Consider the following 26,410-nt stretch of genomic DNA (forward strand, 5'->3'; position numbering starts at 1 on the left):
AGGAGCGTGCGCATGAAGGCCGTATTGGCGCGGACATTGGGGCCGCCGGAAAATCTGGAAATCGCCGATATTCCGGTGCCTGAACCCGGTCCCGGTGAGGTGCGCGTCGATCTGCGCGCGGCGGCGCTGAATTTTTTCGACACGCTGATCATCGAGGGCAAGTATCAGGTCAAGCCGGAATTGCCCTTCTCGCCCGGCGCGGAATTCTGCGGCGTGATCGCGGCGCTCGGTCCCGGTGTCCAGGGCTGGCAGATCGGGGAGCGGGTGAGCGGCTATTGCGGCCATAACGGCGCCCGCGAGGCCGTGATCGCCTCCGCCGAGCGGCTGGCGCGGGTGCCCGATGCACTCTCCGACGAAAAGGCGGCGGGTTTGCAGGTGACCTACGGCACCACGATCCATGCGCTCGTCGATCGGGCGCAGATCCGCGAGGGCGAGACGCTGGTGGTGCTCGGCGCCGCCGGCGGGACCGGAATCGCGGCGGTGGAGGTCGGCAAGGCGCTCGGCGCGCGGGTGATCGCCTGCGCCTCCTCGCCTGAAAAACTCGCCTTCGCGCGCCAATGCGGCGCCGACGCGGTGATCGATTATACGCAGGAGAATCTGCGCGAGCGGCTGCGCGACCTCACCGACGGCAAGGGCGTCGATGTGCTCTATGACCCCGTCGGCGGCGATCTCGCCGAGCCTGCCGTGCGCTCCATGGGCTGGGGCGGGCGCTATCTCGTGATCGGCTTCGCCGCCGGCGAGATTCCGCGTATCCCGCTCAACCTCCTTCTGCTCAAGGGCTGCGACATACGCGGCGTGTTCTGGGGCGCTTATTGCAAGCGCGATCCGAAGGGCCAGGCGGCGCATATGGAACGCCTGCTGCAATGGGCGGCGGACGGGGTAATCTCGGCCCATGTCGACAAGGTCTTCCCCCTCGACGAGACCCCTCAGGCACTCGCCTATATCGCGGCGCGCCAGGCGCTGGGCAAGATCGTGGTCACGCCCTGAGAGGGTGCCGGGTCGTGGAGGCCCGGCTCGCTCAATGTCTCGGTGCATCATTGTATCCGTCAGCCGGTATCCACCTGACGGCATGATGCTCAATGAAGCTGCAAGACCCCGTCGACGGCCTTGAATTCCGCCGGCTTGATCAGCCCGCAATGGGCGATCGTGACGCTGTGGAGCAGTCCGTCGATCTCGCGCGTCCAGAAATCGAGGAAGCGCTTGAGCACCGGGAATTCCGGGGCGGTATCGTATTCCTGCCAGATGAAATTCTGCAACAGACCGGGATGGTCGGGCAAACGGTAGAGAATATCGGCGGTGATCAGGCCATAGCCCTGCATCTGCTTGATGAAAGCGGGGCTGACGGCACCATCGGGACGCAACGCATTTTCCGACATGGGACCTCCTTCCTGCGCAATGCGCGAAACCATCAGAAGAAAAAACGTGGCGGGATTGATTCATCCCTTGTCACAGGATGGCGAATGCGTTAGCGAGCTGCAAGAGAAAAATCATTTAAATCAATATGTTAGCAGCATTCTGCGGTGAGTGCTGCCAATTTTCCGCGCTCGGTGGCCGGCCTTCATACGGCCTCGCTTGGCACTCCGATGAAAAGAGTGCCAAATTTTTCGTCCCCGCTCTTGAACGGCGCCATGTCCCCGCCCATCTGATCGCCGGGCGAGCGGCGTTGCGTGACGCGACGGGCGCCGTCGCCTGTGAGGATCAACCGATCTCGCAAGATCATTCAGGAGATGTGAAAGATGACGTTCCGTCCTTTGCATGACCGCGTTCTGGTGCGCCGCATCGAAGCCGATCAGAAGACCGCTGGCGGTATCATCATTCCCGATACCGCGAAGGAGAAGCCGCAGCAGGGCGAAATCGTCGCCGTCGGCCCCGGCGCCCGTAACGAGAAGAGTGAGCTCGTCGCCCTCGACGTGAAGGCCGGCGACCGCGTGCTGTTCGGCAAATGGTCGGGCACGGAAGTGCGTATCGACGGTGAAGACCTTCTGATCATGAAGGAATCCGACATTCTCGGCGTGCTCGAGGAAGGCGAAGCCCAGCAGAAGGCCGCCTGACGGGGCCTGTCCGATATCGAAGATATCGTTTTCGGAGTGACGAACATGTCTGCCAAGGAAGTGAAATTCTCCACCGATGCCCGCACCAGGATGCTGCGCGGCGTCGATATTCTCGCCGATGCGGTGAAGGTCACGCTCGGCCCCAAGGGGCGCAACGTCGTGATCGAGAAGTCCTTCGGCGCACCGCGCATCACCAAGGACGGTGTGACGGTCGCCAAGGAAATCGAGCTTTCCGACAAGTTCGAGAATATGGGCGCCCAGATGGTGCGCGAGGTTGCCTCCAAGACCAACGATCTGGCCGGTGACGGCACCACCACCGCGACCGTGCTCGCCCAGGCGATCGTTCGCGAAGGCGCCAAGTCGGTCGCCGCCGGCATGAACCCGATGGATCTCAAGCGCGGCATCGACATGGCCGTCGAGGCGGTGGTGGCCGATCTGAAGAAGAGCGCCCGCAAGATCACCAGCAATGACGAGATCGCCCAGGTCGGCACCATCTCGGCCAATGGCGATGCCGAGATCGGCCGTTATCTCGCCGAGGCCATGGAGAAGGTCGGCAATGAGGGCGTGATCACCGTCGAGGAGGCCAAGAGCTTCGAGACCGAGCTCGACGTGGTCGAGGGCATGCAGTTCGATCGCGGCTATCTCTCGCCCTATTTCGTCACCAATTCGGAAAAGATGCGCGTCGAGCTGGAAGACGCCTATGTGCTGATCCACGAGAAGAAGCTCGGCAATCTGCAGGAGCTCCTGCCCGTGCTCGAATCCGTGGTGCAATCGGGCAAGCCGCTCCTGATCGTCGCCGAGGATGTGGAAGGCGAGGCGCTGGCCACGCTCGTGGTCAACAAGCTGCGTGGCGGCCTGAAGATCGCCGCCGTCAAGGCGCCGGGCTTCGGTGATCGCCGCAAGGCCATGCTGCAGGATATCGCCATCCTCACCGGCGGCACGGCGGTCTCGGAGGATCTCGGCATCAAGCTCGAGAACGTGACCCTCGACATGCTGGGCCGGGCGAAGAAGATCGTCATCGAGAAGGAAAATACGACCATCGTCGATGGCGCCGGTTCGAAGGACGACATCGAGGCCCGCGTCGCCCAGATCAAGGCGCAGATCGAGGAAACGACCTCCGATTACGACCGTGAGAAGCTCCAGGAGCGCCTGGCCAAGCTCGCGGGCGGCGTCGCGGTGATCCGCGTCGGCGGCGCAACGGAAGTCGAGGTAAAGGAGCGCAAGGATCGCGTCGACGATGCCATGCACGCCACCAAGGCGGCAGTCGAAGAAGGCATCCTGCCCGGCGGCGGCACGGCCCTCCTGCGTGCCATCGAGGCGCTCGACGGGCTCTCGCCGACCAATGACGACCAGAAGACCGGGATCGAGATCGTGCGCCGCGCGATCCAGGCCCCGGCGCGCCAGATCGTCCAGAATGCCGGCGCCGACGGCTCCGTCGTGGTCGGCAAGGTGCTGGAGAGCGCCGATTATGCCTACGGCTACAACGCCCAGACCGGCGAATACGGTGACATGTTCGCCTTCGGCGTGATCGATCCGGCCAAGGTGGTGCGCACCGCGCTTCAGGATGCGGCCTCCGTCTCCGGCCTGCTCGTGACCACAGAGGCGATGATTGCCGAGCTGCCCAAGAAGGAATCGGCCCCCGCCATGCCGGGCGGTGGCATGGATTTCTGATCGCCCTTGACGATATGGGCGCGACGGGCGCGTCCCATACATGCAGCAGGGCCTCTCTCCCGCAAGGGGGAGAGGCCTTTTCATGTCGCGAGACCAGCCATTCCGTCATCAAACTGTGATTTAACGACCGTATTACCGCACTCATTGAGTGAATACAGTCCGACCTTCATGAATCTTGCGATGGAAGTTCGGCATGGTGAAGTATTCGCTCGACATGGCGGAGAAAAATCACATGCGCTTGCTCATCGCCACGGATGCCTGGCATCCCCAGATCAACGGGGTCGTGCGTTCCCTCGAAAAGATGGCGCTCCATGCCGCTGAGAACGGGGCCGAGACCTGTTTCATCACGCCGCAGGATTTTGCCTCGTTCCCGATGCCGACCTATCCCGAGATCAGGCTGTCGCTGACGCTTCCGCGCATGGTCGGGAAGATCATGGAGCGCATGGCGCCCACCCATGTGCATATCGCGACCGAGGGCCCGATCGGCTTCGCGGCGCGCCGGCATTGCCGCGCTCGCAACATCCCCTTCACCACCAGCTACCATACCCGCTTTCCCGAATACGTGGCCGCGCGCGCGCCCATCCCGGAGGAATGGACCTACCGGCTGATTCGCCGCTTCCACGGATCCGGGCTCGGCATGATGGTCTCGACATCCTCGCTCGCACGCGAACTCGCCGGGCGCGGTTTTCAGCGCATCATGCCGTGGTCACGCGGGGTCGACACCCATCTCTTCCGTCCCCGTGACACCCGGCTGACGCTCGGCACCGGACCGGTCTTCCTCACCGTGTCCCGGCTTGCGGTGGAGAAAAACATCGCCGCCTTCCTCGCGCTCGATCTTCCCGGCACCAAGGTCGTCGTCGGCGACGGGCCGGCGCGGCGCGATCTCGAAGCGCGCTTTCCCGATACGGTCTTCCTCGGGGCGCTGAGCGGTGAGGCGCTCGCGCAGGTCTATGCGAGCGCCGATGTCTTCGTCTTCCCCAGCCTCACCGACACGTTCGGCATCGTCATGCTGGAGGCCTTAGCCTCGGGCCTGCCGATCGCGGCCTATCCGGTCACAGGCCCGAGCGACATCGTCGGCGATACCGGTTGCGGTGTGCTCGACTGGGATCTGCGCCTGGCTGCCCTCGCCGCCCTCTCGATCTCCCGCGACGCCTGCAGGACGGCGGCGGAGGGCTATACCTGGGAAGCGAGCGCGCGGCAGTTCTTCGGCAATATCAGGGAAGCTCATGCTGCTGCGAGTGCGGCTGTGGCGGCGTAAATATTCTCTCCGGCATCGCCGCGGACGAATCGACGTCGCGACCTGAACGCAGAGTTGCCGTCAGATATGATGGGCCGAGATCGAAATTTGGCGCGACTTTTTGTGTTCTTGTCGCTGTGCCTATGCCCGACATTCAGAGGTCGATGTGCGTGCCGGTGCATGACGTGCATGCGTGACCCATCAAAGCCGGTGAATCATCGATTCCGGAACTTTAGTGCTCCTAAAACTACTTTAGCAAAATTCGCTATGCAGGCCGAAAACGATTGCTAGGATTTTACTGTCGAATTCATTCCTGATTTCGGCAAATCAGCATAAATCTAGCACTGAGGCAAAGGAGTTTGTCATGGCTATTGATATCTTCATCAAAGAGCGGACGACAGAGGTCAAGAGCGGCTTCAAGGGCTCTGCGGCCTGGTAACGGACGGGCGGGGGCGCGACCACGCGCCTCCGCCTTTCGTATTTCGGTGGAAACAGGAGGAAGCGCATGCGGATCGGGCGACACTGGATCGGCGATATCTCAGGCTGCGACGCCAACATCTTGCGCGATGAAGCGGCACTGAACCTCCTCTTCGAAACCGCTTTGATCCGCGCTGGCGCGCAGATCCTTGAGCGACAATCTCATGTATTCGAAGGGGAAGGAGGCGTGACGGGAATGTTCCTCTTGGCGGAATCTCACGCCAGTTATCACAGCTATCCCGAGCACCGTTATCTCGCAGCAGATTTTTTTACTTGCGGAAGCTGTGACCCTGCTGTCGCAGCAGATGTCGTTATCAGGGCTCTCCGACCGGAGGCCGTTTCCACCCATATCCTTGAAAGATCAGCACTGGAAAGTGGCGACCCAATCCCTGCTCTAGATCGATCGGTCGCACAAAGGAGACAGGAGGCGATCCGATGAAATTGACATTGCAACCAAGTCATTTACCTGGCCGCGCCTTTGATCGGCAAGTGCCGATCTTTAATATATACTACCCCTTCCAATGGGATGCGAAGTCAGGCGACGTGTTTGTCGATGGTGTTACAGCGCTCTCTCAAATCGATTTTTCTTCAGTGAGTTCAGTAGCACTTTATTTTCATTTTCCTTTTTGTGAAACGATTTGCAATTTTTGCCCTTTTACACGAGGAAAATACCAAGGACACCAAATTATCAGCGATTATCTTGAAGCTATTATCAAAGAAATAAATCTCAAATCAGAGCAAAAAAATCTGCGCGAGCTTGCAGTTCGCTCGATTTTCGTCGGCGGTGGAACGCCATCACTTCTCACGGCCGACGAAATCCGTCAATTCGGTACGGCACTTCATGAGCATTTCGATCTTTCACTTCTCAGGGAGTTCGCATTCGAGTGCGAGGTCAAGAGCGTCACTGCGGACAAGGTTGCAGCGCTGCGCGAAATCGGTGTGACAAATGCGCGCTATGGCCTCCAGACCTTCGATCCGTTCTGGCGGGACATGTTTGACCTCACTGCTTCGCTAGATCAGATCCAAGCCGCCAACGAACTGTTCAACAAGATGCTACCTTACTCGTCTTTCGATATCCTCTACGGGATGAATGGACAGACGACAGATGCTTTTCTCGCCGATCTTGAGAAGGCCGCCGCGATGGGGAACGCGCTCGTGGATGTCTACCCGATCGATAACGTCGTGACTCAGATCAAGCTACACAGGAAGCTGGAAGCCGCCGGCTTCACCTCAAAGACTGCGGATGAGCGCTTCGACATGAATCGGCTTTTGCGAGCGGTGATGCGCGAGCACGGTTTCTTGCCGCATAACGGACATGGCTATGTGCGCGTGGATGCAGACGAGCTTGCGCGCAACCCGGCTGTAACTGATACTTACACCTTCGATTATCACGACCATATTTACGGCCATGCAGATACTGCAGTTGTTGGTTTTGGGGTCAATGCAATATCTATTTTGCCACAGACAGTGCTGACAAATACTGGCAATCGCCGAAAATATATTGATGATATGCATGAGAATGGATCTGTGAAGACACAAATCAGCCGCCATGACCGTTCAATTGATGCCTCCCGTCCGGTTGTCACGCGGCTCGCCTATCATGGTGTTCTCGAAAAGAATCGTGTATTTTGGAATGAGGTCCCAAGAGAGTGCATTCAAGCATTGCATGAGTTTGCTGATGCGGGGCTCATTCGGGATGCCGGCGACACCTGGCGGATCACGCAGGATGGTTGGGAGTGGTACGTTAACATGATGTATTATGCAATGCCCGAATCGCAAAAGTCCGTCCTGGATGCTTTCATTATTCACTGTTTGCGACAGCCAGGGCGCGTATTGACGGCCGACCAGATTGAATTTGTTAATTCGGGCCATCTGGCAATTGCGTAATGACGATGGGATGGCGCGACAGCTTGTCCCCTGGTTTCGGACTGGGCCGGGATCTGAACTTTCTGCTAGGCGGACAACTCGTCGCGACAACCGGCAGCCGCATCTTTGATATCGTCCTCATCTGGTACGCACTTGATCAGGCGGATGACTATGCAACCGTTGGATTTTTGGTTTTCTTGCGTTTCGTGCCTTATGCACTCTTCGGGATGTTCTGCGGCTGGCTTAGTGATCGGTTGAATCGGCGGATATTGGTCGTACTTGCTGATTTGCTACGAACCCTGTTATTTGCCGTAGCGGGTTTGGTGCTGATGACTGACGCTGACCCGCTGGTCGTTCTCGCTATCACCGCCTTTCTGATGACGACAACCCGGACCTTGTCGCAGCCAGCAGTGCAGGGGATGCTGCCACAACTGGCGGGCGGTGGCACGTTGTTGCGTGCGAATGCAGCTCTCCATGGTGGCATGGAAATGGTGGGGGTAGCAGCGCCCGTAATCGGAGGCGCCCTGTTGGCTGTCCTGCCCGCATCAAGCGTCCTGTTTCTTGTTGGAATATGCCAGTTTGTCGCAGCAGCATTGGCGGCTGCGATCCGCCTGCCCCGTGAGACACGATCTGCCGAACTTCGGCTCGCGGGGTTTCTGGCGGAATATTCCGAGCTTTTTCATTTCTTGACACGATCACGAAGTGAAGTCTTGTCGGCCGTTATTGTGAATGTTGTAGCGATATTTGGTGTTGCGGGGATTCTGAGTCTTCTGATACCGATACTTGTGAAGGATCACCTCAATGCCGGCCCTTCTGCACTCGGTGTATTGTGGGGCGTTGTGGCGATGGGTACGATTCTTGGCGCTGCGGTGAGCATTCGCCTCACGACCGAGCGGCGGGAACGGGACATGTTGCTGGCGTGGCTGGGTTACGGGATCCTGATCGGCGCACTCTTCTTGCCCAGCCATTTTATTGCAGTTCTCGCAATCGGGTTTGTCCTTGGCGCCGTTGGCGCTGTGGCGGACGTGCTCTTTGCCACGCTGATTCAGGAGCGCATGCCCAAGGAGCACGTCTCGAAAACGTTTGCTGCGTTTTCGACCTTTGCCAATGTCGGCGAGGCGCTGTCGGCGCCGGCTCTCGCCCTGATGACGACCTGGTTCGGGATCGGTGCCGCCTTCGCGCTCGGGGCATCGTTCCCTATCATTGCTGCGCTGGGAGGATTCGTCGTTCTGAGGCGAAGAGTTTCCGGTACCTCGTTGAAATCGTAGGGGTCGCTGCGACCCTGTGAAGCCGCCGTGCCCATCCGAAGTCCTGGATAAGCACTGCGGGATCTCGCAGGCATTGCATGCGATCTCATTTCAGGCCCGCGGGCTGACGGAATGCCGCTCTAAATTGAGGTTGTGCGCGTCAGGGTATCTGACGCCACCCGTCTGACAACTTTTGTGAGATTGGCCAATGCTCCACCTGCATTTGCCGGGTAATGCCAGTATACGGGCGCTGTAATGCTCACATTATCGCAAAACCTGACCAGCCGCCCGCTTTCCAGATAGGGGGCAGACTGTAGAATCGGGACCACAGACCATCCGACATTGCCGTTGAGTGCCCGAAATATGTCATGTGAGGATGGAACAGTAACGTATTTGAGCAAAATATCCCTACCGAAGACTTTTTTGGCCCATTGAAGTGGGATCATTCCTCTTCCACAAGAACGAAAGCAGATTATTTTAGAAATTGTATCTTCAGAAAAATTCTTGTGCAGGAAATATTTTTCATAGACATCAATTGAACAAACAGCATGGTATTCAATTTCTCCGATTAGCAAAGATTTATATCCACATATGTCAAATTTATTTTCAGTTATTGCGGCAATTGTGAGGCAATTTTTTAGTAGCTCATCTGCATATTCCCCACTTGCAGGAATTATTTCAATGTTTAGAGAAATATGTTTTCGCAAATAATTGCATATTGCGTCGATAAACCATAGCGATAAATGATCGGCACTGACAACGATTTTAAGATTTCCATCCGTATCCGAGTTGTGAATTTTGAGGCGTCCAAATAATTCCTTCTCTAATACTTTTACTTGGGTCGTATGTTTGACCAGCAGCGCCCCGAGCGGTGTCAATTGTCCTTTCGCACCGCGCACCAGCACTTTGCCACACACTTTCGCTTCCAGTGCCTTGATTCGTTGCGAGATCGCCGATGGCGTCATATTCAGATGCGCTGCCGCACGCTCGTAAGAACCTTCTCTATTGACTGCGGCAAGTGCTAATAGTGATCGATAGTCAAGCATTCGTCATGTTCCCACAATCAATCGCCTGTACATGCCCGCAAGAGGGCGGGCGAATTTTGCGGATCCGTTGCAATTTCGATTACTTAAAGTAGTAAACTTCGCTCGAAAAGACAACCTAAAATTTTATTAAGGTCGGCTAAGCGTGCTTGATGTCTTACGATGTAGAATAATCTGGCAAGATTCTGGCATTTATGCTCGGCTAGGAATGTACTAGACAGACTCTGAATTAAATTTAGCCGACTTCAATTAATTACTTTGTCTTTGTCATATTTCTGAAATCAAACGCAGTCATCACGCTGCATGACGCAGGCTCCCCTGCGTAAATTATGTATTTCGGAGCGAAACATGACCTTCACCCGCACGCTTCTGGCCGCCTCGACGGCCATGATCCTCGTCGCCGGCGCCACGAGCGCACAGGCCCAACCGGTCGAGATCGATTTCTGGCACGCCATGGGCGGCGAGCTGGGTGACCGCACCCAGGAAGTCGTCGATGGCTTCAACGCCAGCCAGAACGAATTCCGCGTCAACGCCGTCTATCGCGGCAACTACACCGAGACGCTGACCTCCGCCATCGCCGCCTTCCGCGCCGGGGAACAGCCGAATCTGGTCCAGGTCTTCGAAGTCGGCACGGCCTCGATGATGGCCGCCGAAGGGGCGATCTATCCGGTTTATCAGCTCATGCAGGAGCACGGCCGCGACTGGGATCCCTCTGTCTATCTGCCCTCCGTGGTGGGCTATTACGCCGATCCCGACGGCAACATGCTGTCGATGCCCTTCAACTCCTCGACGCCGGTGATGTACTACAACCGCGACGCGATGGAAGCCGCCGGTCTCGATCCGGACGCGCCGCCCGCGACCTGGGGCGAACTCGCCGAGATGTCGCGCACCATCATCGAGGCCGGCGCTGCCGAATGCGGCTTCACCACGGGCTGGCAGTCCTGGGTGCAGCTCGAGAACTTCTCCGCACTCCATAATGTGCCGTTTGCCACCAATGCCAACGGTTTCGAGGGTCTCGACACGGAATTCGCCTTCAACAGCGATCTCCACAAGCGCCATATCGCCAACATGCAGGAATGGCAGGGTGAAGATGTGTTTCGCTATGCCGGGCGCCGCTCCGATTCCGCGCCCGCCTTCTACAATGGCGAATGCGCCTTCTACATGAACTCCTCCGCCGCACAGGCCGGTGTCGAGGCCAATACCGAATTCGATTTCGGTGTGGCCATGCTGCCCTATTACGACGATGTCGCGGGTGCGCCGCAGAATTCCATCATCGGCGGTGCCACGCTCTGGGTGCTCAACGGGCATAGCGACGAGGAAAATGCGGCGACGGCGGCATTCTTCGATTATCTCAGCCAGGCCGAAGTCCAGGCCGACTGGCACCAGGTCACCGGCTACCTGCCGATCACCATGGCTGCCTTCGAGCTCTCGCAGGAGCAGGGCTTCTACGAGGCCAATCCGGGCACGGATACCTCGATCCTGCAGATGACCCTGAACGAGCCGACCGAGCATTCGCGCGGCCTGCGTCTGGGCAATTTCGTGCAGATCCGCGACATCATCAACGAAGAGCTCGAGGAAGTCTGGTCGGGCAACAAGTCCGCGCAGGAAGCGCTCGACGATGCCGCTCGTCGTGGCGACGACCTGCTGCGTCAGTTCGAAGCCGACAATTCCTGACACCTTCCGACAGTGTCACGCGTCTGATGGACGCCGGTCCCTGAGGCCGGCGTCCTCGTCCGTCCCGGCCGGCGCCGTATACGATCTTTCTCTGAAACGGATCCCCCATGCACAAGCGGGTGACTTTCGCAGGTTTCGGCTTTCCGCTGGCCCTGCTCGCGCCTCAGCTCCTGATTACGCTGATCTTCTTCATCTGGCCGGCTGCGCAGGCACTCTACCAGTCGGTTCTGCGCCAGGATGCGTTCGGCCTGCGCACGACCTTCGTCGGTCTGCAGAATTTCCAGCGGCTGTTTGCCGATCCGCTCTATCTCTCGTCCTTCCAGGTGACGACCGTCTTCAGCGTCGCCGTCACCTTTTCCGGGCTCGCCATCGCGCTCCTGCTCGCGAGCATGGCCGATCGGGCGATCAAGGGGGCGAGCGGCTATAAAACCCTGCTGATCCTGCCCTATGCGGTGGCGCCGGCGATCGCGGGGGTGTTGTGGTGGTTCATGTTCAACCCGTCCATCGGCATTTTCGCCTATATGGCGCGGGGGCTGGGCTATGACTGGAACCACCAGATCAATGGCAATGACGCGCTGGTTCTGGTGACCATCGCGGCGGTCTGGAAGCAGATCAGCTACAATTTCCTGTTCTTCCTCGCCGGGCTGCAGGCGATCCCGAAATCGCTCATGGAGGCTGCCGCGATCGACGGCGCAAGCCCCTGGAAGAGGTTCTGGTCGATCACCTTTCCGCTGCTCTCGCCCACCACCTTCTTCCTGCTCGTGGTGAATGTCGTCTACGCCTTCTTCGACACCTTCGGCGTGATCCATGCGACCACCGGCGGCGGGCCGGGCCAGGCGACGAACATCCTCGTCTACAAGGTCTACACGGACGGTTTCGTCGGGCTGAACCTCGGGTCCTCCGCTGCACAGAGCGTCATCCTGATGGGCATCGTCATCGCACTTACCACCATCCAGTTCCGCTATGTCGAGCGGCGGGTCCAGTATTGAGAGGGCCGTCATGGTCGAAAATCGTCCCTGGCTGACGTTCACCCGTCACGCCGTGCTCAGTTTCGGCGTCCTGCTGGTTCTCTTCCCGGTCTGGATCGCCTTCGTGGCCTCGACGCATGAAGGCAGCGCGCTGATGCGGGGCGTGATGCCGCTCTGGCCGGGTGACCGGCTGATCGAGAATTACCGCGCCATCCTGACCGACGGCATGCGCCAGGCCGGTGGTGTGCCGGTGGCGCTGATGATGCTGAATTCGCTGATCATGGCGCTCGCCATCGCCATCGGCAAGATTGCGATCTCGCTGATCTCGGCCTTCGCGGTGGTCTATTTCCGCTTTCCCTTCCGGATGCTGTGCTTCTGGATCATCTTCATCACCCTGATGCTGCCGGTCGAGGTCCGCATCCTGCCGACTTTCGAGGTGGTGGCCAATCTCGGCATGCTCAATTCCTATGCCGGGCTCTCGATCCCGCTGATCGCCTCGGCGACGGCAACCTTTCTCTTCCGGCAGTTCTTTCTCACCGTGCCGGACGAGCTCACCGAGGCCGCGCGGATGGACGGGGCGAGCCCGTTCCGGTTCTTCAAGGATATTCTCCTGCCGCTGTCGCGCACCAATATCGCGGCGATCTTCGTGATCATGTTCATCTACGGCTGGAACCAGTATCTCTGGCCGCTGCTCGTTACCACGGATGCTTCATACACGACCATCGTGATGGGCATCCAGCGCATGATCAACGTCGCCGATACGCAGCCGCAATGGCATCTTGCCATGGCGACGGCAACGCTCGCGCTCGCGCCCCCCGTCATCATCGTCGTCGTCATGCAGAGGCTGTTCGTCAAGGGCCTCGTCGAAACCGAGAAGTAAGGAAAGCCACGCCCATGTCCGAGATCATGATCCGGAATGTCGAGAAAAGCTACGGCGATACCAAGGTCATTCACGGTGTCTCCATCGACATCAATGACGGCGAGCTGATCGTCATCGTCGGCCCGTCCGGCTGCGGGAAATCGACGCTGCTGCGCATGGTGGCAGGGCTGGAGGAAATCAGCGCCGGGGAGATCGCCATCGGCGGGCGGGTGGTCAACCGCCTGGAGCCGAAGGATCGCAACATCGCCATGGTGTTTCAGAACTACGCGCTTTATCCGCATATGAGCGTGTTCGACAACATGGCCTACGGGCTCAGGATCGCCGGCAAGCCGCGTGCCGAGATCGAGGAGCGGGTGGCCGGAGCCGCGAAGCTGCTGGAGCTCTCGGATCTGCTCACACGCAAGCCGCGCCAGCTCTCCGGCGGCCAGCGCCAGCGCGTCGCCATGGGCCGCGCCATCGTGCGTGATCCGGCGGCGTTTCTGTTCGACGAGCCGCTTTCCAATCTCGACGCCAAGCTGCGCGTCCAGATGCGCCTCGAGATCAAGCAATTGCAGCGCCGCCTGCGCACCACGGCGCTCTATGTCACGCATGACCAGGTCGAGGCGATGACGCTCGCCGACAAGCTGGTGGTGATGAATGCCGGCGTGGCGGACCAGGTGGATACGCCGATGAACGTCTATCTTCATCCGCGCACCATGTTCGTGGCGGGCTTCATCGGCTCGCCGGCAATGAATTTCATGCCGGGGCGCATCGCGTCGGACGGCGCCACGCTGGCGCTGGAAAGCGGACAGGGCCTGCGGGTGGCGCCGGATCGGCTCGCCGCCCATGCCGACAAGCCGGTAATGATCGGCATTCGCCCCGAGCATCTGTTACCCTGTGGCGACGGAGAGGCGGATTTCAGTCTCGCTGCGGAGCTGGTCGAGACACTCGGCGCCGATATTCTTGTCCACGGCACGCTCGCCGATTCGCACAAACAGGCGGTCTATGGGGAGGGCGGGGCGCGCATGGCCGTGCGGCTTCCCGGGCATACGCCGGTGCGCGAGGGCGAGATTCTGCCCCTGCGCGCCGCCGATGAAAGCCTGCATCTGTTCGACCGCGAGAGCCGCATCAGACTCGCGGACCTGTAGGCGGGCAGGTCTGTGGGGAGTGGCTTCCTGTAGCACCAGGGCCCGGCGGCTGCATCCGGGATCGGTTCCGGATGTCGCATGGTCGCCGTGGACATCCCCTTCCGATCGCAGCAACGATCGGCATTCAGGCAATGAAGGCACGGATTGTCATGGCGACGATGGTGAGTGCGACGAAGCCACCGATCCAGAGGATCGCGAACCAGCCGAGCCGCTTCCACAGCGGCCCGGGTGTCTCGTCACGTTGACGGGTATTGTCATCTTGCATCAGTGATATCCGTGCTCCGGATCGACCTTGCCCCGGAAGACCCAGTAGGCATAAGCCGTATAGGCGAGGATCAGCGGCACCAGCACGAGCGCGCCGACGAGCAGGAAGATCAGACTCTCATCCGGAGCCGCTGCCTCCCAGATCGTGAGATCCGGCGGCACCATGTTCGGGTAGAAGCTGATGCCCAGCCCGACGAAGGACAGGGTGAAGGCGATCAGCGCTGCGATGAAGGGCCAGGCATCACGCTCCTCGCGCAGACCCCGCACGAAGAACCACGCCGTCACGATCAGCAGCGCCGGCACCCACAGGGTGAAGAAGACATTCGGCATGCCGAACCAGCTTTCGAGATATTCCGGATTGAGGAAGGGCGTGATCAGGCTCACGAGACCGATCGCCACGAAGGTGCCGGCACCGGTGACCCAGGCGAAACGCACGCCGCGCTCGCGGACATAGCCTTCGGTCTTCATCACCAGCCATGTCGCGCCGAGCAGGGCGTAACCGACGACGAGCGCAAGGCCGGTGAGGATCGAGAAGGGCGTGAGCCAGTCCCAGTTGCCGCCGCCATAGGCGCGCCCTTCGATGGCGATGCCCTGCACCAGCGCGCCGAGCGCCACGCCTTGCGCAAATGCCGCCATCGTCGATCCGATAAAGAATGACCAGTCCCAGAGGAACTTGCCGCGCACGGTCCGCCAGCGAAATTCGAAGGCGACGCCCCGGAAGACCAGGGCGAGCAACATGGCGATGATCGGCGCATAGAGCGCCGGCATCACCACCGCATAGGCCAGCGGGAAGACTGCGAACAGCCCGCCGCCGCCCAGCACCAGCCAGGTTTCGTTGCCGTCCCAGACCGGGGCGACGGTGTTCATGGCGAGGTCCTTGTTCTTCTCGCCCTTGATCAGCGGAAACAGGATGCCGACGCCAAGATCGAACCCGTCGAGGATGACATAGGCGAGGATCGCGAAGGCGATGATCGCGGCCCAGATGAGGGGAAGATCGATTTCCATTTTGCGCTCCTCACTCGGCGGGGATGAATTTTTTGTCGCTGGCCGGGGCCGGTGTCACGCCGGCGGTGCGCGTCGGACCCAGTTCCTCGATCCGCGGCCCGGCCTCCGGTGGCTTCTTCATGAGCCGAAGCAGATAGAAGGTGCCGGCGCCGAAGATGAGGAAATAGACCACGATGAAGGCAACGAGCGAACTCGATACCGCCTCAACCTGCAGAGGCGCGACGCTGTCCGTCGTCTTGAGCAGACCATAGACGGTGAAGGGTTGGCGCCCGACCTCGGTCACGATCCAGCCGGAAATCACGGCGATGAAACCGGCAGGTCCCATGGCGACCGCCGACCAGAGCAGCGGTCTGCTGTGGTAGAGATTGCCCCGCCAGCGCCGCCATGCGCCCCAGAGCGCAAGGCCAAGCATCAGAAAGCCGAGACCGACCATGACCCGGAAAGCAAAGAAGACGAGGAAGGCATCGGGGCGCTCGTCACGCGGAAAATCCTTCAGCCCGGGCACTTCGCCATCCAGAGAATGTGTCAGGATGAGCGAGCCCAGCTTGGGAATCTCGATGGCATAACGCGTCTCTTCCGCTTCATCATCGGGGATGCCGAACAGGATCAGCGGCGCGCCGGCATGGCTCTCGTAATGCCCTTCCATCGCCGCGACCTTGGCCGGCTGGTGCTCGAGCGTGTTGAGCCCGTGCATGTCACCTGCGAAGATCTGCAAGGGCGCGACCAGCAGGATCATGCCCATCGCCATGGCGAACATCTTGCGCGCACCCGCATCTCCGGTATCGCGCAAAAGGTGCCAGGCGCCGACCGCGCCGACGACGAGCGCCGTGGTGAGATAGGCCGCAAGCACCATATGCACGAGGCGATAGGGGAAGGACGGGTTGAAGATCGCCGCCCACCAGTCCGCAGGAACGAACTGGCCGACATCGTTGATGGCGTAGCCCGCCGGGGTCTGCATCCAGGAATTCACGCTCAGGATCCAGAAGGCGGAGCCGAGCGTGCCGATGGCCACCATCAGCGTGGCGAAGAAATGCAGCTTCGGCCCGACTTTCTCGCGCCCGAACAGCATCACGCCGAGAAAACCCGCTTCGAGGAAGAAGGCCGAGAGGACTTCGTAGCCCATCAGCGGCCCGATGATCGGCCCGGCCTTGTCGGAAAAGACCGACCAGTTGGTGCCGAACTGATACGACATGGTGATGCCGGAGACGACCCCCATGCCGAAGCTGACGGCGAAGATCGTCTTCCAGTAGTTGAACAGTTTCAGATAGACGTCCTGCTTTGTCCACATATGCAGGCCGTTCAGCACGGCCAGATAGCTCGCCAGCCCGATGGTGAAGGCGGGAAAGATGATGTGGAAAGCCACAGTGAATGCGAACTGGAATCGCGCCAGTTCGATCGCATCGTAACCGAACATGCCGGCTCCTTGCAAAAGATATATCCTGTGTCTATGTTTAACGCCGACATGCTGATTTTACAAGGTGGCCATGGTGAATGAATTGACGCAGGGATTGTTCCCTAGGCGCAAACGCGTATCGGGGATGTGATGTGAGGCTCACGGCTTTCTCGAATTACGCTTTGCGCACCCTGCAATTCGCTGCTATGCGCGCGCCCGCCCTCGCTCGCATCGATGAAATCGCGGATGCGCACCGGATCAACCGCGCGCATATCGTCAAGATCGTGCATCTGCTGGGCCGCGAAGGCTATCTCGAAACCCGACGGGGCCGGGGAGGGGGATTTACCCTCGCGCGTGCGCCCGAGGCGATCAGCGTCGGCGAAATCCTGCGCCTCACCGAGGGGCCGATCGAACTGGTGGAGTGCCACCATGCACCGACGAATACCTGCCCGCTGATCGGCGTCTGCCGCCTGTCGAAGGCGCTCGCAAAGGCGCTCGACGCCTTCCTCGCCAGCCTCGACGCGGTCACGATCGCCGATATCGCGGGTAATCGCGGGGCGCTGCTGGCGCGGCTGGAGCGCGACGTGGCGCAGGCCTCATGAGCGATCGGGGGCAAGGCTGCGCGCGCCGGTGATCTGATCCAGCAGGCCCTGCGCGCCGGCAGAGACCTCGGCCCAGGTGGCTGCGAACCCTTCCGGGCCACCGAAATACGGATCTGCCACCGCCTCGCCCGCACGTCCGGGCACGTGATCAAGCAACAGCGAAAGCCGTGCCGCAGCCGTCATCGGGCGCAATCTGCGCAGCGCTTCGAGGTTGCTGTGGTCGAGTGCGACGACATGGCTGAAAGCATCGAAATCCGCCATCGCGACCTGCCGCGCGCGCAAATGCGCGATCTCGACGCCGTGAGCGCGGGCGATGGCCTGTGCCCGGGGGTCGGGCGGGGCGCCGACATGCCAGTCCCCGGTGCCGGCGGAATCGACCGTGAGCGAAATCTCGCGCTGCCGCGCCGCTTCGCGCAGAGCGGCCTCGGCGAGGGGTGAGCGACAGATATTACCCAGGCATACGAAGAGAATGGCCGGCTGCTGCATCGTGTCTGTCTCCCGCGTGATGGGCGTATGGGGCCTGTGACGTATAGGGCCTGCGAGACACGGTAAGGGCTCGGCGCGCATGCCGCAAATACGGTGGAGGTGCGGCCTCGTTTACAATTCCCTATGCAATTCTGGATTAGTGGGTTTATCCGTATCATGGCCACATGCAATGCGTGCCGGTTTTGAAGACGAGGTTTCGATGATCAATGGTCAACCGGAGGGGGCAGCGCGCAACGCTTCGCTTTGGGCGCGGTTCCGGGCGTGGTGGAAGGCGTGGCGGCGGCCGCGCAAGCATTTTTTTGTGAACACGCGGGTGACGATCTTCTTCGGGTTGGTCTTCATGCTGGATATCCGGCTGATCGTGGCCCTGACGATCATTGCCGCGACACTCGACAGCTACACCTTCCTCGCCGGGCAGGATCGCGCCAAGGGCGAGGCGGAGATCCCGTTCTGGCTGTCGCTGAAGCCGGCCATGTATGTCTGGGCAGCACTTGCGATTCTGATTCCCCTGGCCGCGCCGTTTTTCCGGAACGCTTGTCTTCCTTCCGATTCGGTCTGGACCGAACTGTTCGGCTTTGCGCTGTGGACGGTGGAGCGTTCAGGTGGCTTATGTGCCTACAGATACTCGACTTATATGTTTTTTGTTGAAGCGTTATTCTCAATGGCAATAATAATATACTTTTATTTTTCAAATTTCATTGCACAAAGAAATATTCGATCAATTTACTTCAAAATATATGAGGAACAAGAAATTAAAGGGACAATTGAAGGGGAGGCAAAGCCAAAAATTATCAATCCATTTATCATTGTGTTGCTATTAATGTTGCCCTTGTACTTACCATATGGCAACCCTCTGAACCCTGGGCGATTATCGACTCCACATAACTCTGCAATTGGAATTGTTTTTTATCAAATTACCGTTTTTTTTGCATTATTTTTCGGAGTTACTATGTATTTTAGAACATATGGATGGTGGCGGCTCCCTTAAGGGAATTGTCTATTACGAGTATAAATTGATGCATGCCATTCAGGGAGTGGGGAGTTTCGAGTTATATAGCGGCAATACTAAGACCCGGTTGTTTCGCAATGGATTGCGTAGATTGAATGATTGACAATCAGAAATTGTTTTTATAATTAGCGACCAAATCTGGAGGCCGCCAAGCTGTGCGCCTAAGGCGGGTCGCTTGTAGGGCACTTCGGGTTTCTTGGCCGGTCTTCGGTGACTGCGGCCGTAGTCGCGAATGTCTAGCTGAATAATGGAGTGTGGTATGGGTAACTCGCCTTGTGATCCAAATAAAGATGATTCCAAATTGAATGATTGGCTGGGTGTTGGCCTAACTGTCTACGGGGCGTTCATGTCAGCCGTTCAGAGCTTCTCATTGACAAAAGTTGCGGGGGCATCATCTAGTATTGCCAAAATAATGATTAACACAAATGGTTTATTGAGAGATATATCATTAGGGGCGGCAAGTGGTGCAGCAGGGCAAGATAATGCTGCGAACGGAATTGCTTCAGCGCTGATTGGGGGTATGATAACAGCGTCAATCGTATTTAGTATTACTTCATTGGGCTTTTTCGCAACGCCTGTTGCAGCTGCTGTCCTTGTTGGCATTGTTAGTACATTTGCAACATCAATAATTGATAACTTCCTAAAAAGGCATGAAATTAATTTTTTCGAACCTCTGCAGGCTATATTGGATATGGGGGATGGGCTAAGAGATGATTTTAATTTCGTGAGAGATTTGATAAGTGAGCTGACCAGCAGGGACAATGGATTTGCGAGAGAGCTGGAGGGCATTAACGACCCTGCAGCTATCCAGAACGATTTCGATCTGCTGAGAAATTGGGTGGAGAAGCTGCCGGAAGATCTGCGACAACAGGCACTCGACAAGATTGATGAAGTCGAGGCGGATGAGAACTTCGATCCACAACGATTCCAGGATCTCGCCGAAGAGTTGCTGAATGGCGGTCCCGATGATCCGGATTGCGACGAACGCCGCACCCCTCCGTGGAGATTTCCCGACCTGTTCGAGAATCCGCCGGCTTCCCCGCTCGCGCTCGATCTGACGGGGCAGGGCCTCGAAATCATCGATCTCGATGCTTCCAACGCCTATTTCGATCTCGACAATAACGGCTTTGCCAGCCACACGGCCTGGCTCGGCGGCGGCAACGGCTTCCTTGCGCTTGATGTCAACGGCAATGGCCGGATCGATGATCAGAGCGAATTGTTCGGCGCCGTCAGCTTCGACAGCGCAGATGATCACGGCTTCACCAAGCTGGCGCTCCATGACGAGAATGGTGACGGCGTCATCGACGCGCAGGATTCCGTCTTCGGCGACCTCTTGATCTGGCGTGATTTCAACGGGAACGGCCTGACCAACGAGGGTGAATTGTTCACGCTCGACGAACTCGGCATCGTCTCGATCTCACTCGATGCGCAATTCGTCGACACCTGGGAGGGGGCCAACTGGATCAGCCACACGGCCACCTTCACCATGGCCGACGGCACCGTGCGCGAGATCCACGACATCTGGTTCGACCATTCCCAGATGCTGACGCGTTACGCCTGGGGCCAGGATTTCAACTTCCACCCTGATATCGACTTCCTGCCCGATCTCGCCGGCTACGGCACGCTGAAGGATCTGCGCTTCGCCATCTCCGAGGACGACGACCTGCGCCTCGATCTGCGCGCGCTGGTGCTCGATGCGCCGGAACTCACGGCGCTGGAGATCCGCGACCGGTTCGAGACCTTCCTGCATGACTGGGCCGACGTCTCCGATGTCGATCCCGCCTCACGCGGCTCGCATGTCGATGCCCGCAAGCTCGCCGTCCTCGAGGCGCTGCATGGGCGTCCGTTCCTGAACTGGGTGGGTGGAGAGAGCATCGGCGCGAATGCCGGACGGCAATTGATGCAGCAATACGATCTGATGCTGTCAGCCTATCTCATCTCCTTCATGACCCAGCAGCCTTTTGCACAGATGATGATCGGTGGCGACGTCGAGGCGGCACGCGACAATCCCTGGATCGGCTTCTCCTATCTCGAATATGACGTGCTGCGGGATCGTGTCAGTGCTGATGCCGGTGACTTCGTGCAGACGATGGTCGACGATTACTTTGCGCCACGCATTGCGGAATCCACCAAGGCTGTCGCGGATATGGCGGTTTTCGTCAAAGCCTTCGGCGCCGGTCTCAGCCTTTGGTTGTATGACGACGCCGATGGCGAAGCGTTTTCCGTGGCGCTGCAATCGGCGCTCCAGGATGCCGGGATCAATGCGAACGGGAGCCTGATTTTCGATGCGGTAATGTCCGGCATGCGCGTCGCGACCCCGGAAGGTGAAAGCTTCACGGCGATCAGCGATTCCGGGCAGGACCTGATCTTCAGCAACGCGCTCGACACGACCCTGGCTGGTGGCCGCGGCAGTGATTTATATGTCTACGCGCGCGGCAACGGCCACGACACGATCATCGAGGACCGTTTCGAAGGCAGCAACGACCAGCTGACCTTCGTGGACATCGCCTCGGGCGAGGTGACGCTGGTGCGCGAGGGCATGGATCTGCGCGTGCTGATCCCCGAGAGCGCGGAAGGCACGGGCGGCGCGGGTTCGGTCCTCCTCAAGCATCAGTTCGCATCCCGCTGGGGTTACGGCGTCGAGACAATCCACTTCGCGGATGGCGTGTCCTGGACGCAGGCCGATCTGCGCGCGCTGATCATCGAGCAGGATCGCGCGAACGGCGAGACGGAGCTTGTCGGCTTCCGTTCTGCGGATGTGATCCGCTCGACCGAGGGCGACAACATCCTGCGCGGGATGGATGGCAACGACACCTACATCTATGCGCGCGGCAACGGCCACGACACGATCATCGAGGACCGTTTCGAAGGCAGCAACGACCAGCTGACCTTCGAGGACATCGCCTCGGGCGAAGTGACGCTGGTGCGCGAGGGGATGGATCTGCGCGTGCTGATCCCGGAAAGCGCAGAGGGCGCGGGTGATGAAGGGTCGGTGCTGCTCCAGGATCATTTCGAGATGCGCTGGGGTTACGGCGTCGAGACGCTGCACTTCGCGGATGGCGTGTCCTGGACGCAGGCCGATCTGCGCGCGCTGATCATCGAGCAGGATCGCGCGAACGGCGAGACGGAGCTTGTCGGCTTCCGTTCTGCGGATGTGATCCGCTCGACCGAGGGCGACAACATCCTGCGCGGGATGGATGGCAACGACACCTACATCTATGCGCGCGGCAACGGCCACGACACGATCATCGAGGACCGTTTCGAAGGCAGCAACGACCAGCTGACCTTCGAGGACATCGCCTCGGGCGAAGTGACGCTGGTGCGCGAGGGGATGGATCTGCGCGTGCTGATCCCGGAAAGCGCAGAGGGCGCGGGTGATGAAGGCTCGGTGCTGCTCCAGGATCATTTCGAGATGCGCTGGGGTTACGGCGTCGAGACGCTGCACTTCGCGGATGGCGTGTCCTGGATGCAGGCCGATCTGCGCGCGCTGATCATCGAGCAGGATCGCGCGAACGGCGAGACGGAGCTTGTCGGCTTCCGCTCTGCGGATGTGATCCGCTCGACCGAGGGCGATAACATCCTGCGCGGGATGGATGGCAACGACACCTATATCTACGCGCGCGGCAACGGCCACGACACGATCATCGAGGACCGTTTCCAAGGCAGCAACGACCAGCTGACCTTCGAGGACATCGCCTCGGGCGAAGTGACGCTGGTGCGCGAGGGGATGGATCTGCGCGTGCTGATCCTGGAAAGCGCGGAGGGCGCGGGTGATGAAGGCTCGGTGCTGCTCCAGGATCATTTCGAGATGCGCTGGGGTTACGGCGTCGAGACGCTGCACTTCGCGGATGGCGTGTCCTGGATGCAGTCGCAGGTCGCGGCATTGCTCGATCATCCGGATGCCGGGCCGGTCACCCATCGTGGTTTCGCCGCTGACGATACCTTCGCCTCCACCGGGGCGAACGAGGTGTTCTTCGGTGACGGCGGTGACGACACCTTCGTCTTCGCACCGGGTTTCGGTCAGGACGCCATCGTCGATTTCTCGGCGGGTGCCGGCTCTGACGGCACCATCGTCTTCGACGAGGCGGTCTTCGCCGATCTTGATGCCGTGATCGCCGCAGCAGAACAGCAGGGCGACGACGTTCTCATCACGGCAAATGACGATGACGCCCTGCTCCTGAAGGGCGTGAACCTGTCGCAACTGCACGAGGACGATTTCCGTTTCGTCGCTTGACGCAGACCGTGCGATCGCGCAATTGAGGGTAGAATCTTTACGCGCAGGCATCCATGACCAAATCTGCCAAAGGACAGCAGCAGCCCCTCGTGGCTGCTGCCCTTTCACGAACACGCGGCGCCTTCACGGGCGTCGCTTTCGTCAGTGCCGTGACCAATCTCCTGATGCTCACCGGCCCGCTCTTCATGCTCCAGATATACGACCGCGTGTTGTCGAGCCGCAGCGTGCCGACGCTGGTCGCGCTGACGGCGCTGGTGGCGGGGCTCTATCTGTTTCTGGGCGTTCTCGAAATCATCCGCGCCCGGGTGCTCACCCGGATCGGGCAGCGGGTCGACCGGGAATTGTCAGGCCCGGCTTTCGATGCGGGCCTCAACCTGCCGCTCAAGACCCGCAACAGCGAGGCTGCGGCGCATCCCATGCGCGATCTCGATCGCATCCGCCAGTTCATGGCCGGGCAGGGGCCCGTCGCGATCTGTGATCTGCCCTGGCTGCCGATCTACCTCGCCATCATCTTTCTCTTCCACCCCTGGCTCGGCTGGCTGGGCACTGCCGGCGCAGCCATCCTGATCGTGATCACGCTGATCAACGAATACAGCCTGCGCAAACCCGTCGAGCGGCTCGCGGCGATGACGCGCACGCGCAATGCCTTCGCGGAGGCCGGGCGGCGCAACGCCGAAGTGTTGCGTGCGATGGGTATGGGGTCGCGCTATCGGCAGCGTTTCGAGACGACGGATGCGCCGTACCAGGCGATTCAGGCGCGGGTCGGCGACATGACCGGCAGTTTTTCCGCCGGGACGAAGGTCTTCCGCCTCGGCCTGCAATCGGCCGTGCTCGCGCTCGGCGCCTGGCTCGCCATCATGCAGGCGATCACGCCCGGCGTGATGATTGCGGCTTCCATACTGACGGCACGCGCTCTCGCGCCGATCGAGGCCGCGATCGGCCAGTGGCGGCATTTCGTCGCCTGCCGCCAGGCCTATCGGCGCCTCGGCGAGATGCTCGGCCACGGGCTCGCTGCGGATCCCGACATGGTTCTGCCGCGCCCGGGCGAGCGCCTCGATGTGGAGAATATCGCCGTCGCCGCGCCTGGCGACAAACACGCGCTGATTCAGGATCTGCGCTTCTCGCTGAAGGCAGGCGATGCGCTCGGCGTGATAGGGCCGAGCGGCTCCGGCAAATCCACGCTGGCGCGGGCGCTCGTCGGGATCTGGCCCGCGATGCGCGGCAGCATCCGCCTCGACGGCGCGACGCTGGATCAATGGGCGCCCGAGGCGCTCGGCCCGGCCATCGGCTATCTGCCGCAGGGTGTCGAACTGTTCGACGGAACAGTGGCGGAAAACATCGCCCGCTTCGATCCGGATGCCGACCCGCAGGCCATCGTCGCAGCGGCCGAGCGCGCGGGGGTGCATGAGCTGATCCTGCAATTTCCCGACGGCTACGATACCCGTATCGGCGAATACGGCGCCATTCTCTCCGCCGGCCAGCGCCAGCGCATCGGGCTTGCGCGCGCGCTGTTCGGCCAGCCCTTCCTGATCGTGCTCGACGAGCCCAATGCCAATCTTGATGCGGAGGGCGAAAAGGCGCTCAGCGAGGCAATCGCGGCGGCGCGGGCCGATCGGGCCATCCTCGTCGTCATCGCGCACAGGCCGAGCGCGCTGGCCAATGTCGATCAGGTGCTGGTGATGCAGGGCGGGCGCCAGGCGGCGATCGGGCCGCGCGACGAGGTCCTGCGCCGTACCACCATCCGCCCCGTCCCTGCCACCGCCTGATCCGGAGATTGCAGCGATGTCAGAAGCCTCCGACGATCCGACCCGCTCGAAAGCCGTCGACCCCGTGCGTGGTATCCGGCGCCATATCATCATCGCTACCCTCGTGATCGGGATGCTGGTTGCCGGTATCGGCGGCTGGGGCGCCTTCGCGAGTATTTCCGGCGCGATCATGGCGCCGGGTGTCGTGGTGGTGGAAGGCAATATCCGCCGCGTCCAGCATCGCACCGGCGGTATCGTCGGCGCGATCCATGTGCGCGACGGTGACAGGGTCCGCGCGGGCGAGATCGTCCTGACCCTCGATGCCACCGTGACGCGCGCCAATCTCGCCATCATCGAGAACCAGATCGACCAGCTCGTCGCACGGCGGACGCGGCTGGTCGCCGAGCGTGATGCAGCGCGCGAAGTCGCCGTCCCCGACAGCCTCGCGGCGCGCCTCGGCGAGGCGGAGATCGCGGAATTGATCACGGGCGAACGTGCCTTGTTCGAGGCGCGGCGCGACATGCATGAGCGCCGCAAGGAGCAGCTCGACGAGCGCATCATCCAGATCGGCCAGGAGGTTGACGGATTGGCCGCGCGCCGTCTCGCCCTTGATGAGGAGCGCCAGCTCATCGGGCAGGAACTCGACGGCATCGAAACGCTTTTTGCCAAGGGGCTGATCCCCTTTCCCCGCATTGCCGAACTGCGCCGTGCCCGCGCCCAGCTCGCCGGCGAGGATGGCCAGATCGAGGCGGCGATCGCGCAGGCGCGCACGCGTATCGTCGAGACCCGGCTCGAATGGCTGCAATACGAGCAGCAGGTGCTGTCGGAAGTGCTCACCGGCCTGCACGAGAGCGAGGCGCAATTGAGCGAGCTGCGCGAGCGGCGCATCGCGGCCCATGATGAACTCGCCCGCATCGATATTCGCGCCCCCCAGAACGGCATCGTGCACGAGCTTTCCGTGCATACGGTCGGCGGGGTGGTGAGCGCCGAGGAGACGATCATGGCGATCGTGCCGGATGACGAGCAGCGCGTTGTCGAGGCGCGGATCGTGCCGGAGGATATCGACCAGGCGCTCGCAGCCTCCCAGGCCGTGCTGCGGCTGAGCGCCTTCAACCAGCGCACCACGCCCGAGATCATGGGGGATATCCTGACGATCTCCGCCGATCTGACACGGGATCCGCAAACCGGTGAGGGCTGGTATCGCGCCCGCATCGCCATTCCGGCAAGCGAATGGGAGCGTGTGGGCGAGCGCTATCTCGTCCCCGGCATGCCCGTCGAGGCCTTCATCCAGACGGGCGAGCGCACGCCGCTTTCCTATCTCGTCAAGCCGCTGACCGACCACCTCGCCCGCGCCTTCCGGGAGGAATAGGCGCCATTCAAAACGCCTTCCGGGAGGAATAGGCGCCATTCAAAACGCCTTCCGGGAGGAAT

23 protein-coding genes are annotated in these 26,410 nt (G+C 60.3%); 16 read left to right on the forward strand and 7 right to left on the reverse strand.

What is annotated here, in order from left to right; genetic code table 11:
• Positions 1 to 12 precede the first annotated feature (12 nt).
• Positions 13 to 987 (forward strand): NADPH:quinone oxidoreductase family protein, encoded by a 975-nt coding sequence (locus GA0071312_RS08325; protein WP_074444585.1) that lies wholly within the window; start codon positions 13 to 15, stop codon positions 985 to 987.
• A gap of 89 nt (positions 988 to 1,076) precedes the next feature.
• Here the strand turns inward: GA0071312_RS08325 and GA0071312_RS08330 are convergent, their stop codons facing one another.
• Positions 1,077 to 1,376 carry an usg protein gene (locus GA0071312_RS08330; protein ID WP_074446013.1) on the reverse strand — a complete coding sequence of 100 codons (300 nt, stop codon included), beginning with the start codon at positions 1,374 to 1,376 and terminating at the stop codon, positions 1,077 to 1,079.
• 360 nt (positions 1,377 to 1,736) lie between these two features.
• Here GA0071312_RS08330 and groES point away from each other — a divergent pair, with 360 nt between their 5' ends.
• From groES to GA0071312_RS08360, 6 genes are all read left to right on the forward strand, one after another.
• Complete coding sequence (gene groES, locus GA0071312_RS08335; protein ID WP_074444586.1) at positions 1,737 to 2,051, forward strand: co-chaperone GroES; 315 nt, start codon at positions 1,737 to 1,739, stop codon at positions 2,049 to 2,051.
• Between the two features lie 45 nt (positions 2,052 to 2,096).
• Positions 2,097 to 3,722, forward strand: a complete 1,626-nt coding sequence (groL, locus tag GA0071312_RS08340) for a chaperonin GroEL (RefSeq protein WP_074444587.1) — start codon at positions 2,097 to 2,099, stop codon at positions 3,720 to 3,722.
• 232 nt (positions 3,723 to 3,954) lie between these two features.
• Entirely contained in the window at positions 3,955 to 4,980 is a 1,026-nt protein-coding gene (locus tag GA0071312_RS08345) for a glycosyltransferase family 4 protein (protein ID WP_074446014.1), read from the forward strand.
• A gap of 484 nt (positions 4,981 to 5,464) precedes the next feature.
• Complete coding sequence (gene speD / locus GA0071312_RS08350; protein ID WP_074444588.1) at positions 5,465 to 5,875, forward strand: adenosylmethionine decarboxylase; 411 nt, start codon at positions 5,465 to 5,467, stop codon at positions 5,873 to 5,875.
• Positions 5,872 to 7,323 (forward strand): radical SAM protein, encoded by a 1,452-nt coding sequence (locus GA0071312_RS08355; RefSeq protein ID WP_074444589.1) that lies wholly within the window; start codon positions 5,872 to 5,874, stop codon positions 7,321 to 7,323. The genes speD and GA0071312_RS08355 overlap by 4 nt, the downstream gene beginning before the upstream one ends.
• Positions 7,323 to 8,570 carry an MFS transporter gene (locus GA0071312_RS08360; protein ID WP_074444590.1) on the forward strand — a complete coding sequence of 416 codons (1,248 nt, stop codon included), beginning with the start codon at positions 7,323 to 7,325 and terminating at the stop codon, positions 8,568 to 8,570. Before GA0071312_RS08355 ends, GA0071312_RS08360 begins: the two co-directional genes overlap by 1 nt.
• A gap of 119 nt (positions 8,571 to 8,689) precedes the next feature.
• Here GA0071312_RS08360 and GA0071312_RS08365 read toward each other — a convergent pair whose 3' ends face one another.
• Positions 8,690 to 9,595, reverse strand: coding sequence for an ArgP/LysG family DNA-binding transcriptional regulator (locus tag GA0071312_RS08365; RefSeq protein WP_074444591.1), 906 nt, complete (start codon positions 9,593 to 9,595; stop codon positions 8,690 to 8,692).
• Positions 9,596 to 9,940: 345 nt separating this feature from the next.
• Here GA0071312_RS08365 and ugpB point away from each other — a divergent pair, with 345 nt between their 5' ends.
• The 4 genes from ugpB (at position 9,941) to GA0071312_RS08385 (ending at position 14,241) form a co-directional block, all read left to right on the forward strand.
• Positions 9,941 to 11,266 carry a sn-glycerol-3-phosphate ABC transporter substrate-binding protein UgpB gene (gene ugpB / locus GA0071312_RS08370; protein ID WP_074444592.1) on the forward strand — a complete coding sequence of 442 codons (1,326 nt, stop codon included), beginning with the start codon at positions 9,941 to 9,943 and terminating at the stop codon, positions 11,264 to 11,266.
• A 107-nt stretch (positions 11,267 to 11,373) separates the two neighbouring features.
• Positions 11,374 to 12,255 (forward strand): sn-glycerol-3-phosphate ABC transporter permease UgpA, encoded by an 882-nt coding sequence (gene ugpA, locus GA0071312_RS08375; RefSeq protein WP_074444593.1) that lies wholly within the window; start codon positions 11,374 to 11,376, stop codon positions 12,253 to 12,255.
• A 10-nt stretch (positions 12,256 to 12,265) separates the two neighbouring features.
• Positions 12,266 to 13,114 (forward strand): sn-glycerol-3-phosphate ABC transporter permease UgpE, encoded by an 849-nt coding sequence (gene ugpE, locus GA0071312_RS08380; RefSeq protein ID WP_074444594.1) that lies wholly within the window; start codon positions 12,266 to 12,268, stop codon positions 13,112 to 13,114.
• Positions 13,115 to 13,128: 14 nt separating this feature from the next.
• Complete coding sequence (locus tag GA0071312_RS08385) at positions 13,129 to 14,241, forward strand: sn-glycerol-3-phosphate import ATP-binding protein UgpC (protein WP_074444595.1); 1,113 nt, start codon at positions 13,129 to 13,131, stop codon at positions 14,239 to 14,241.
• A 124-nt stretch (positions 14,242 to 14,365) separates the two neighbouring features.
• On the opposite strand, the gene GA0071312_RS08390 is transcribed toward GA0071312_RS08385, so the two are convergent.
• Genes GA0071312_RS08390 through GA0071312_RS08400 form a run of 3 tightly spaced genes read right to left on the reverse strand, consistent with a single transcriptional unit; the run spans position 14,366 to position 16,924 of the window.
• Positions 14,366 to 14,506: a DUF2474 domain-containing protein gene (locus tag GA0071312_RS08390; protein WP_083204441.1), complete on the reverse strand. Its 141-nt coding sequence runs from the start codon at positions 14,504 to 14,506 to the stop codon at positions 14,366 to 14,368.
• Complete coding sequence (gene cydB, locus GA0071312_RS08395; protein WP_074444596.1) at positions 14,506 to 15,510, reverse strand: cytochrome d ubiquinol oxidase subunit II; 1,005 nt, start codon at positions 15,508 to 15,510, stop codon at positions 14,506 to 14,508. The genes GA0071312_RS08390 and cydB overlap by 1 nt, the downstream gene beginning before the upstream one ends.
• A 10-nt stretch (positions 15,511 to 15,520) precedes the next feature.
• Entirely contained in the window at positions 15,521 to 16,924 is a 1,404-nt protein-coding gene (locus GA0071312_RS08400) for a cytochrome ubiquinol oxidase subunit I (RefSeq protein ID WP_074444597.1), read from the reverse strand.
• Positions 16,925 to 17,055: 131 nt separating this feature from the next.
• Here GA0071312_RS08400 and GA0071312_RS08405 point away from each other — a divergent pair, with 131 nt between their 5' ends.
• Entirely contained in the window at positions 17,056 to 17,505 is a 450-nt protein-coding gene (locus GA0071312_RS08405) for an RrF2 family transcriptional regulator (RefSeq protein WP_074444598.1), read from the forward strand.
• Here GA0071312_RS08405 and GA0071312_RS08410 read toward each other — a convergent pair.
• The gene (locus tag GA0071312_RS08410; RefSeq protein ID WP_074444599.1) at positions 17,500 to 17,991 is read right to left on the reverse strand and encodes a low molecular weight protein-tyrosine-phosphatase; all 492 of its coding nucleotides are present in this window, start codon (positions 17,989 to 17,991) and stop codon (positions 17,500 to 17,502) included. The two genes, GA0071312_RS08405 and GA0071312_RS08410, sit on opposite strands and share 6 nt — an antisense overlap.
• A gap of 199 nt (positions 17,992 to 18,190) precedes the next feature.
• On the opposite strand from GA0071312_RS08410, the gene GA0071312_RS08415 reads away from it, so the two are divergent.
• Complete coding sequence (locus tag GA0071312_RS08415; RefSeq protein ID WP_131817750.1) at positions 18,191 to 18,979, forward strand: hypothetical protein; 789 nt, start codon at positions 18,191 to 18,193, stop codon at positions 18,977 to 18,979.
• A 378-nt stretch (positions 18,980 to 19,357) separates the two neighbouring features.
• Here the strand turns inward: GA0071312_RS08415 and GA0071312_RS19940 are convergent, their stop codons facing one another.
• Positions 19,358 to 19,789 carry a hypothetical protein gene (locus GA0071312_RS19940; protein ID WP_165603993.1) on the reverse strand — a complete coding sequence of 144 codons (432 nt, stop codon included), beginning with the start codon at positions 19,787 to 19,789 and terminating at the stop codon, positions 19,358 to 19,360.
• A gap of 49 nt (positions 19,790 to 19,838) precedes the next feature.
• On the opposite strand from GA0071312_RS19940, the gene GA0071312_RS08420 reads away from it, so the two are divergent.
• The 3 genes from GA0071312_RS08420 to GA0071312_RS08430 are packed head-to-tail and all read left to right on the forward strand — an operon-like array spanning position 19,839 to position 26,348.
• A complete protein-coding gene (locus GA0071312_RS08420; RefSeq protein ID WP_074444601.1) occupies positions 19,839 to 23,234 on the forward strand; it encodes a calcium-binding protein in 3,396 nt (1,131 codons plus the stop codon).
• Positions 23,235 to 23,287: 53 nt separating this feature from the next.
• A complete protein-coding gene (locus GA0071312_RS08425; protein WP_074444602.1) occupies positions 23,288 to 25,000 on the forward strand; it encodes a type I secretion system permease/ATPase in 1,713 nt (570 codons plus the stop codon).
• Between the two features lie 16 nt (positions 25,001 to 25,016).
• Complete coding sequence (locus GA0071312_RS08430; protein WP_074444603.1) at positions 25,017 to 26,348, forward strand: HlyD family type I secretion periplasmic adaptor subunit; 1,332 nt, start codon at positions 25,017 to 25,019, stop codon at positions 26,346 to 26,348.
• Positions 26,349 to 26,410 lie beyond the last annotated feature (62 nt).

Origin of the sequence: Saliniramus fredricksonii, assembly GCF_900094735.1 — a bacterium.
GTDB lineage: Bacteria > Pseudomonadota > Alphaproteobacteria > Rhizobiales > Beijerinckiaceae > Saliniramus > Saliniramus fredricksonii.

Bases quoted from the DNA above. Each gene is read 5' to 3' on its own strand.
- cydB (WP_074444596.1), bottom strand. From the start codon at position 15,510: ATGGAAATCGATCTTCCCCTCATCTGGGCCGCGATCATCGCCTTCGCG.
- speD (WP_074444588.1), top strand. From the start codon at position 5,465: ATGCGGATCGGGCGACACTGGATCGGCGATATCTCAGGCTGCGACGCC.
- GA0071312_RS08330 (WP_074446013.1), bottom strand. From the start codon at position 1,376: ATGTCGGAAAATGCGTTGCGTCCCGATGGTGCCGTCAGCCCCGCTTTC.
- GA0071312_RS08360 (WP_074444590.1), top strand. From the start codon at position 7,323: ATGACGATGGGATGGCGCGACAGCTTGTCCCCTGGTTTCGGACTGGGC.
- groL (WP_074444587.1), top strand. From the start codon at position 2,097: ATGTCTGCCAAGGAAGTGAAATTCTCCACCGATGCCCGCACCAGGATG.
- GA0071312_RS08385 (WP_074444595.1), top strand. From the start codon at position 13,129: ATGTCCGAGATCATGATCCGGAATGTCGAGAAAAGCTACGGCGATACC.
- GA0071312_RS08415 (WP_131817750.1), top strand. From the start codon at position 18,191: ATGATCAATGGTCAACCGGAGGGGGCAGCGCGCAACGCTTCGCTTTGG.
- GA0071312_RS08345 (WP_074446014.1), top strand. From the start codon at position 3,955: ATGCGCTTGCTCATCGCCACGGATGCCTGGCATCCCCAGATCAACGGG.
- GA0071312_RS08390 (WP_083204441.1), bottom strand. From the start codon at position 14,506: ATGCAAGATGACAATACCCGTCAACGTGACGAGACACCCGGGCCGCTG.
- ugpE (WP_074444594.1), top strand. From the start codon at position 12,266: ATGGTCGAAAATCGTCCCTGGCTGACGTTCACCCGTCACGCCGTGCTC.
- GA0071312_RS08410 (WP_074444599.1), bottom strand. From the start codon at position 17,991: ATGCAGCAGCCGGCCATTCTCTTCGTATGCCTGGGTAATATCTGTCGC.
- GA0071312_RS08400 (WP_074444597.1), bottom strand. From the start codon at position 16,924: ATGTTCGGTTACGATGCGATCGAACTGGCGCGATTCCAGTTCGCATTC.
- groES (WP_074444586.1), top strand. From the start codon at position 1,737: ATGACGTTCCGTCCTTTGCATGACCGCGTTCTGGTGCGCCGCATCGAA.
- GA0071312_RS08425 (WP_074444602.1), top strand. From the start codon at position 23,288: ATGACCAAATCTGCCAAAGGACAGCAGCAGCCCCTCGTGGCTGCTGCC.
- GA0071312_RS08430 (WP_074444603.1), top strand. From the start codon at position 25,017: ATGTCAGAAGCCTCCGACGATCCGACCCGCTCGAAAGCCGTCGACCCC.
- GA0071312_RS08365 (WP_074444591.1), bottom strand. From the start codon at position 9,595: ATGCTTGACTATCGATCACTATTAGCACTTGCCGCAGTCAATAGAGAA.
- ugpB (WP_074444592.1), top strand. From the start codon at position 9,941: ATGACCTTCACCCGCACGCTTCTGGCCGCCTCGACGGCCATGATCCTC.
- ugpA (WP_074444593.1), top strand. From the start codon at position 11,374: ATGCACAAGCGGGTGACTTTCGCAGGTTTCGGCTTTCCGCTGGCCCTG.
- GA0071312_RS08325 (WP_074444585.1), top strand. From the start codon at position 13: ATGAAGGCCGTATTGGCGCGGACATTGGGGCCGCCGGAAAATCTGGAA.
- GA0071312_RS19940 (WP_165603993.1), bottom strand. From the start codon at position 19,789: ATGCCCTCCAGCTCTCTCGCAAATCCATTGTCCCTGCTGGTCAGCTCA.
- GA0071312_RS08355 (WP_074444589.1), top strand. From the start codon at position 5,872: ATGAAATTGACATTGCAACCAAGTCATTTACCTGGCCGCGCCTTTGAT.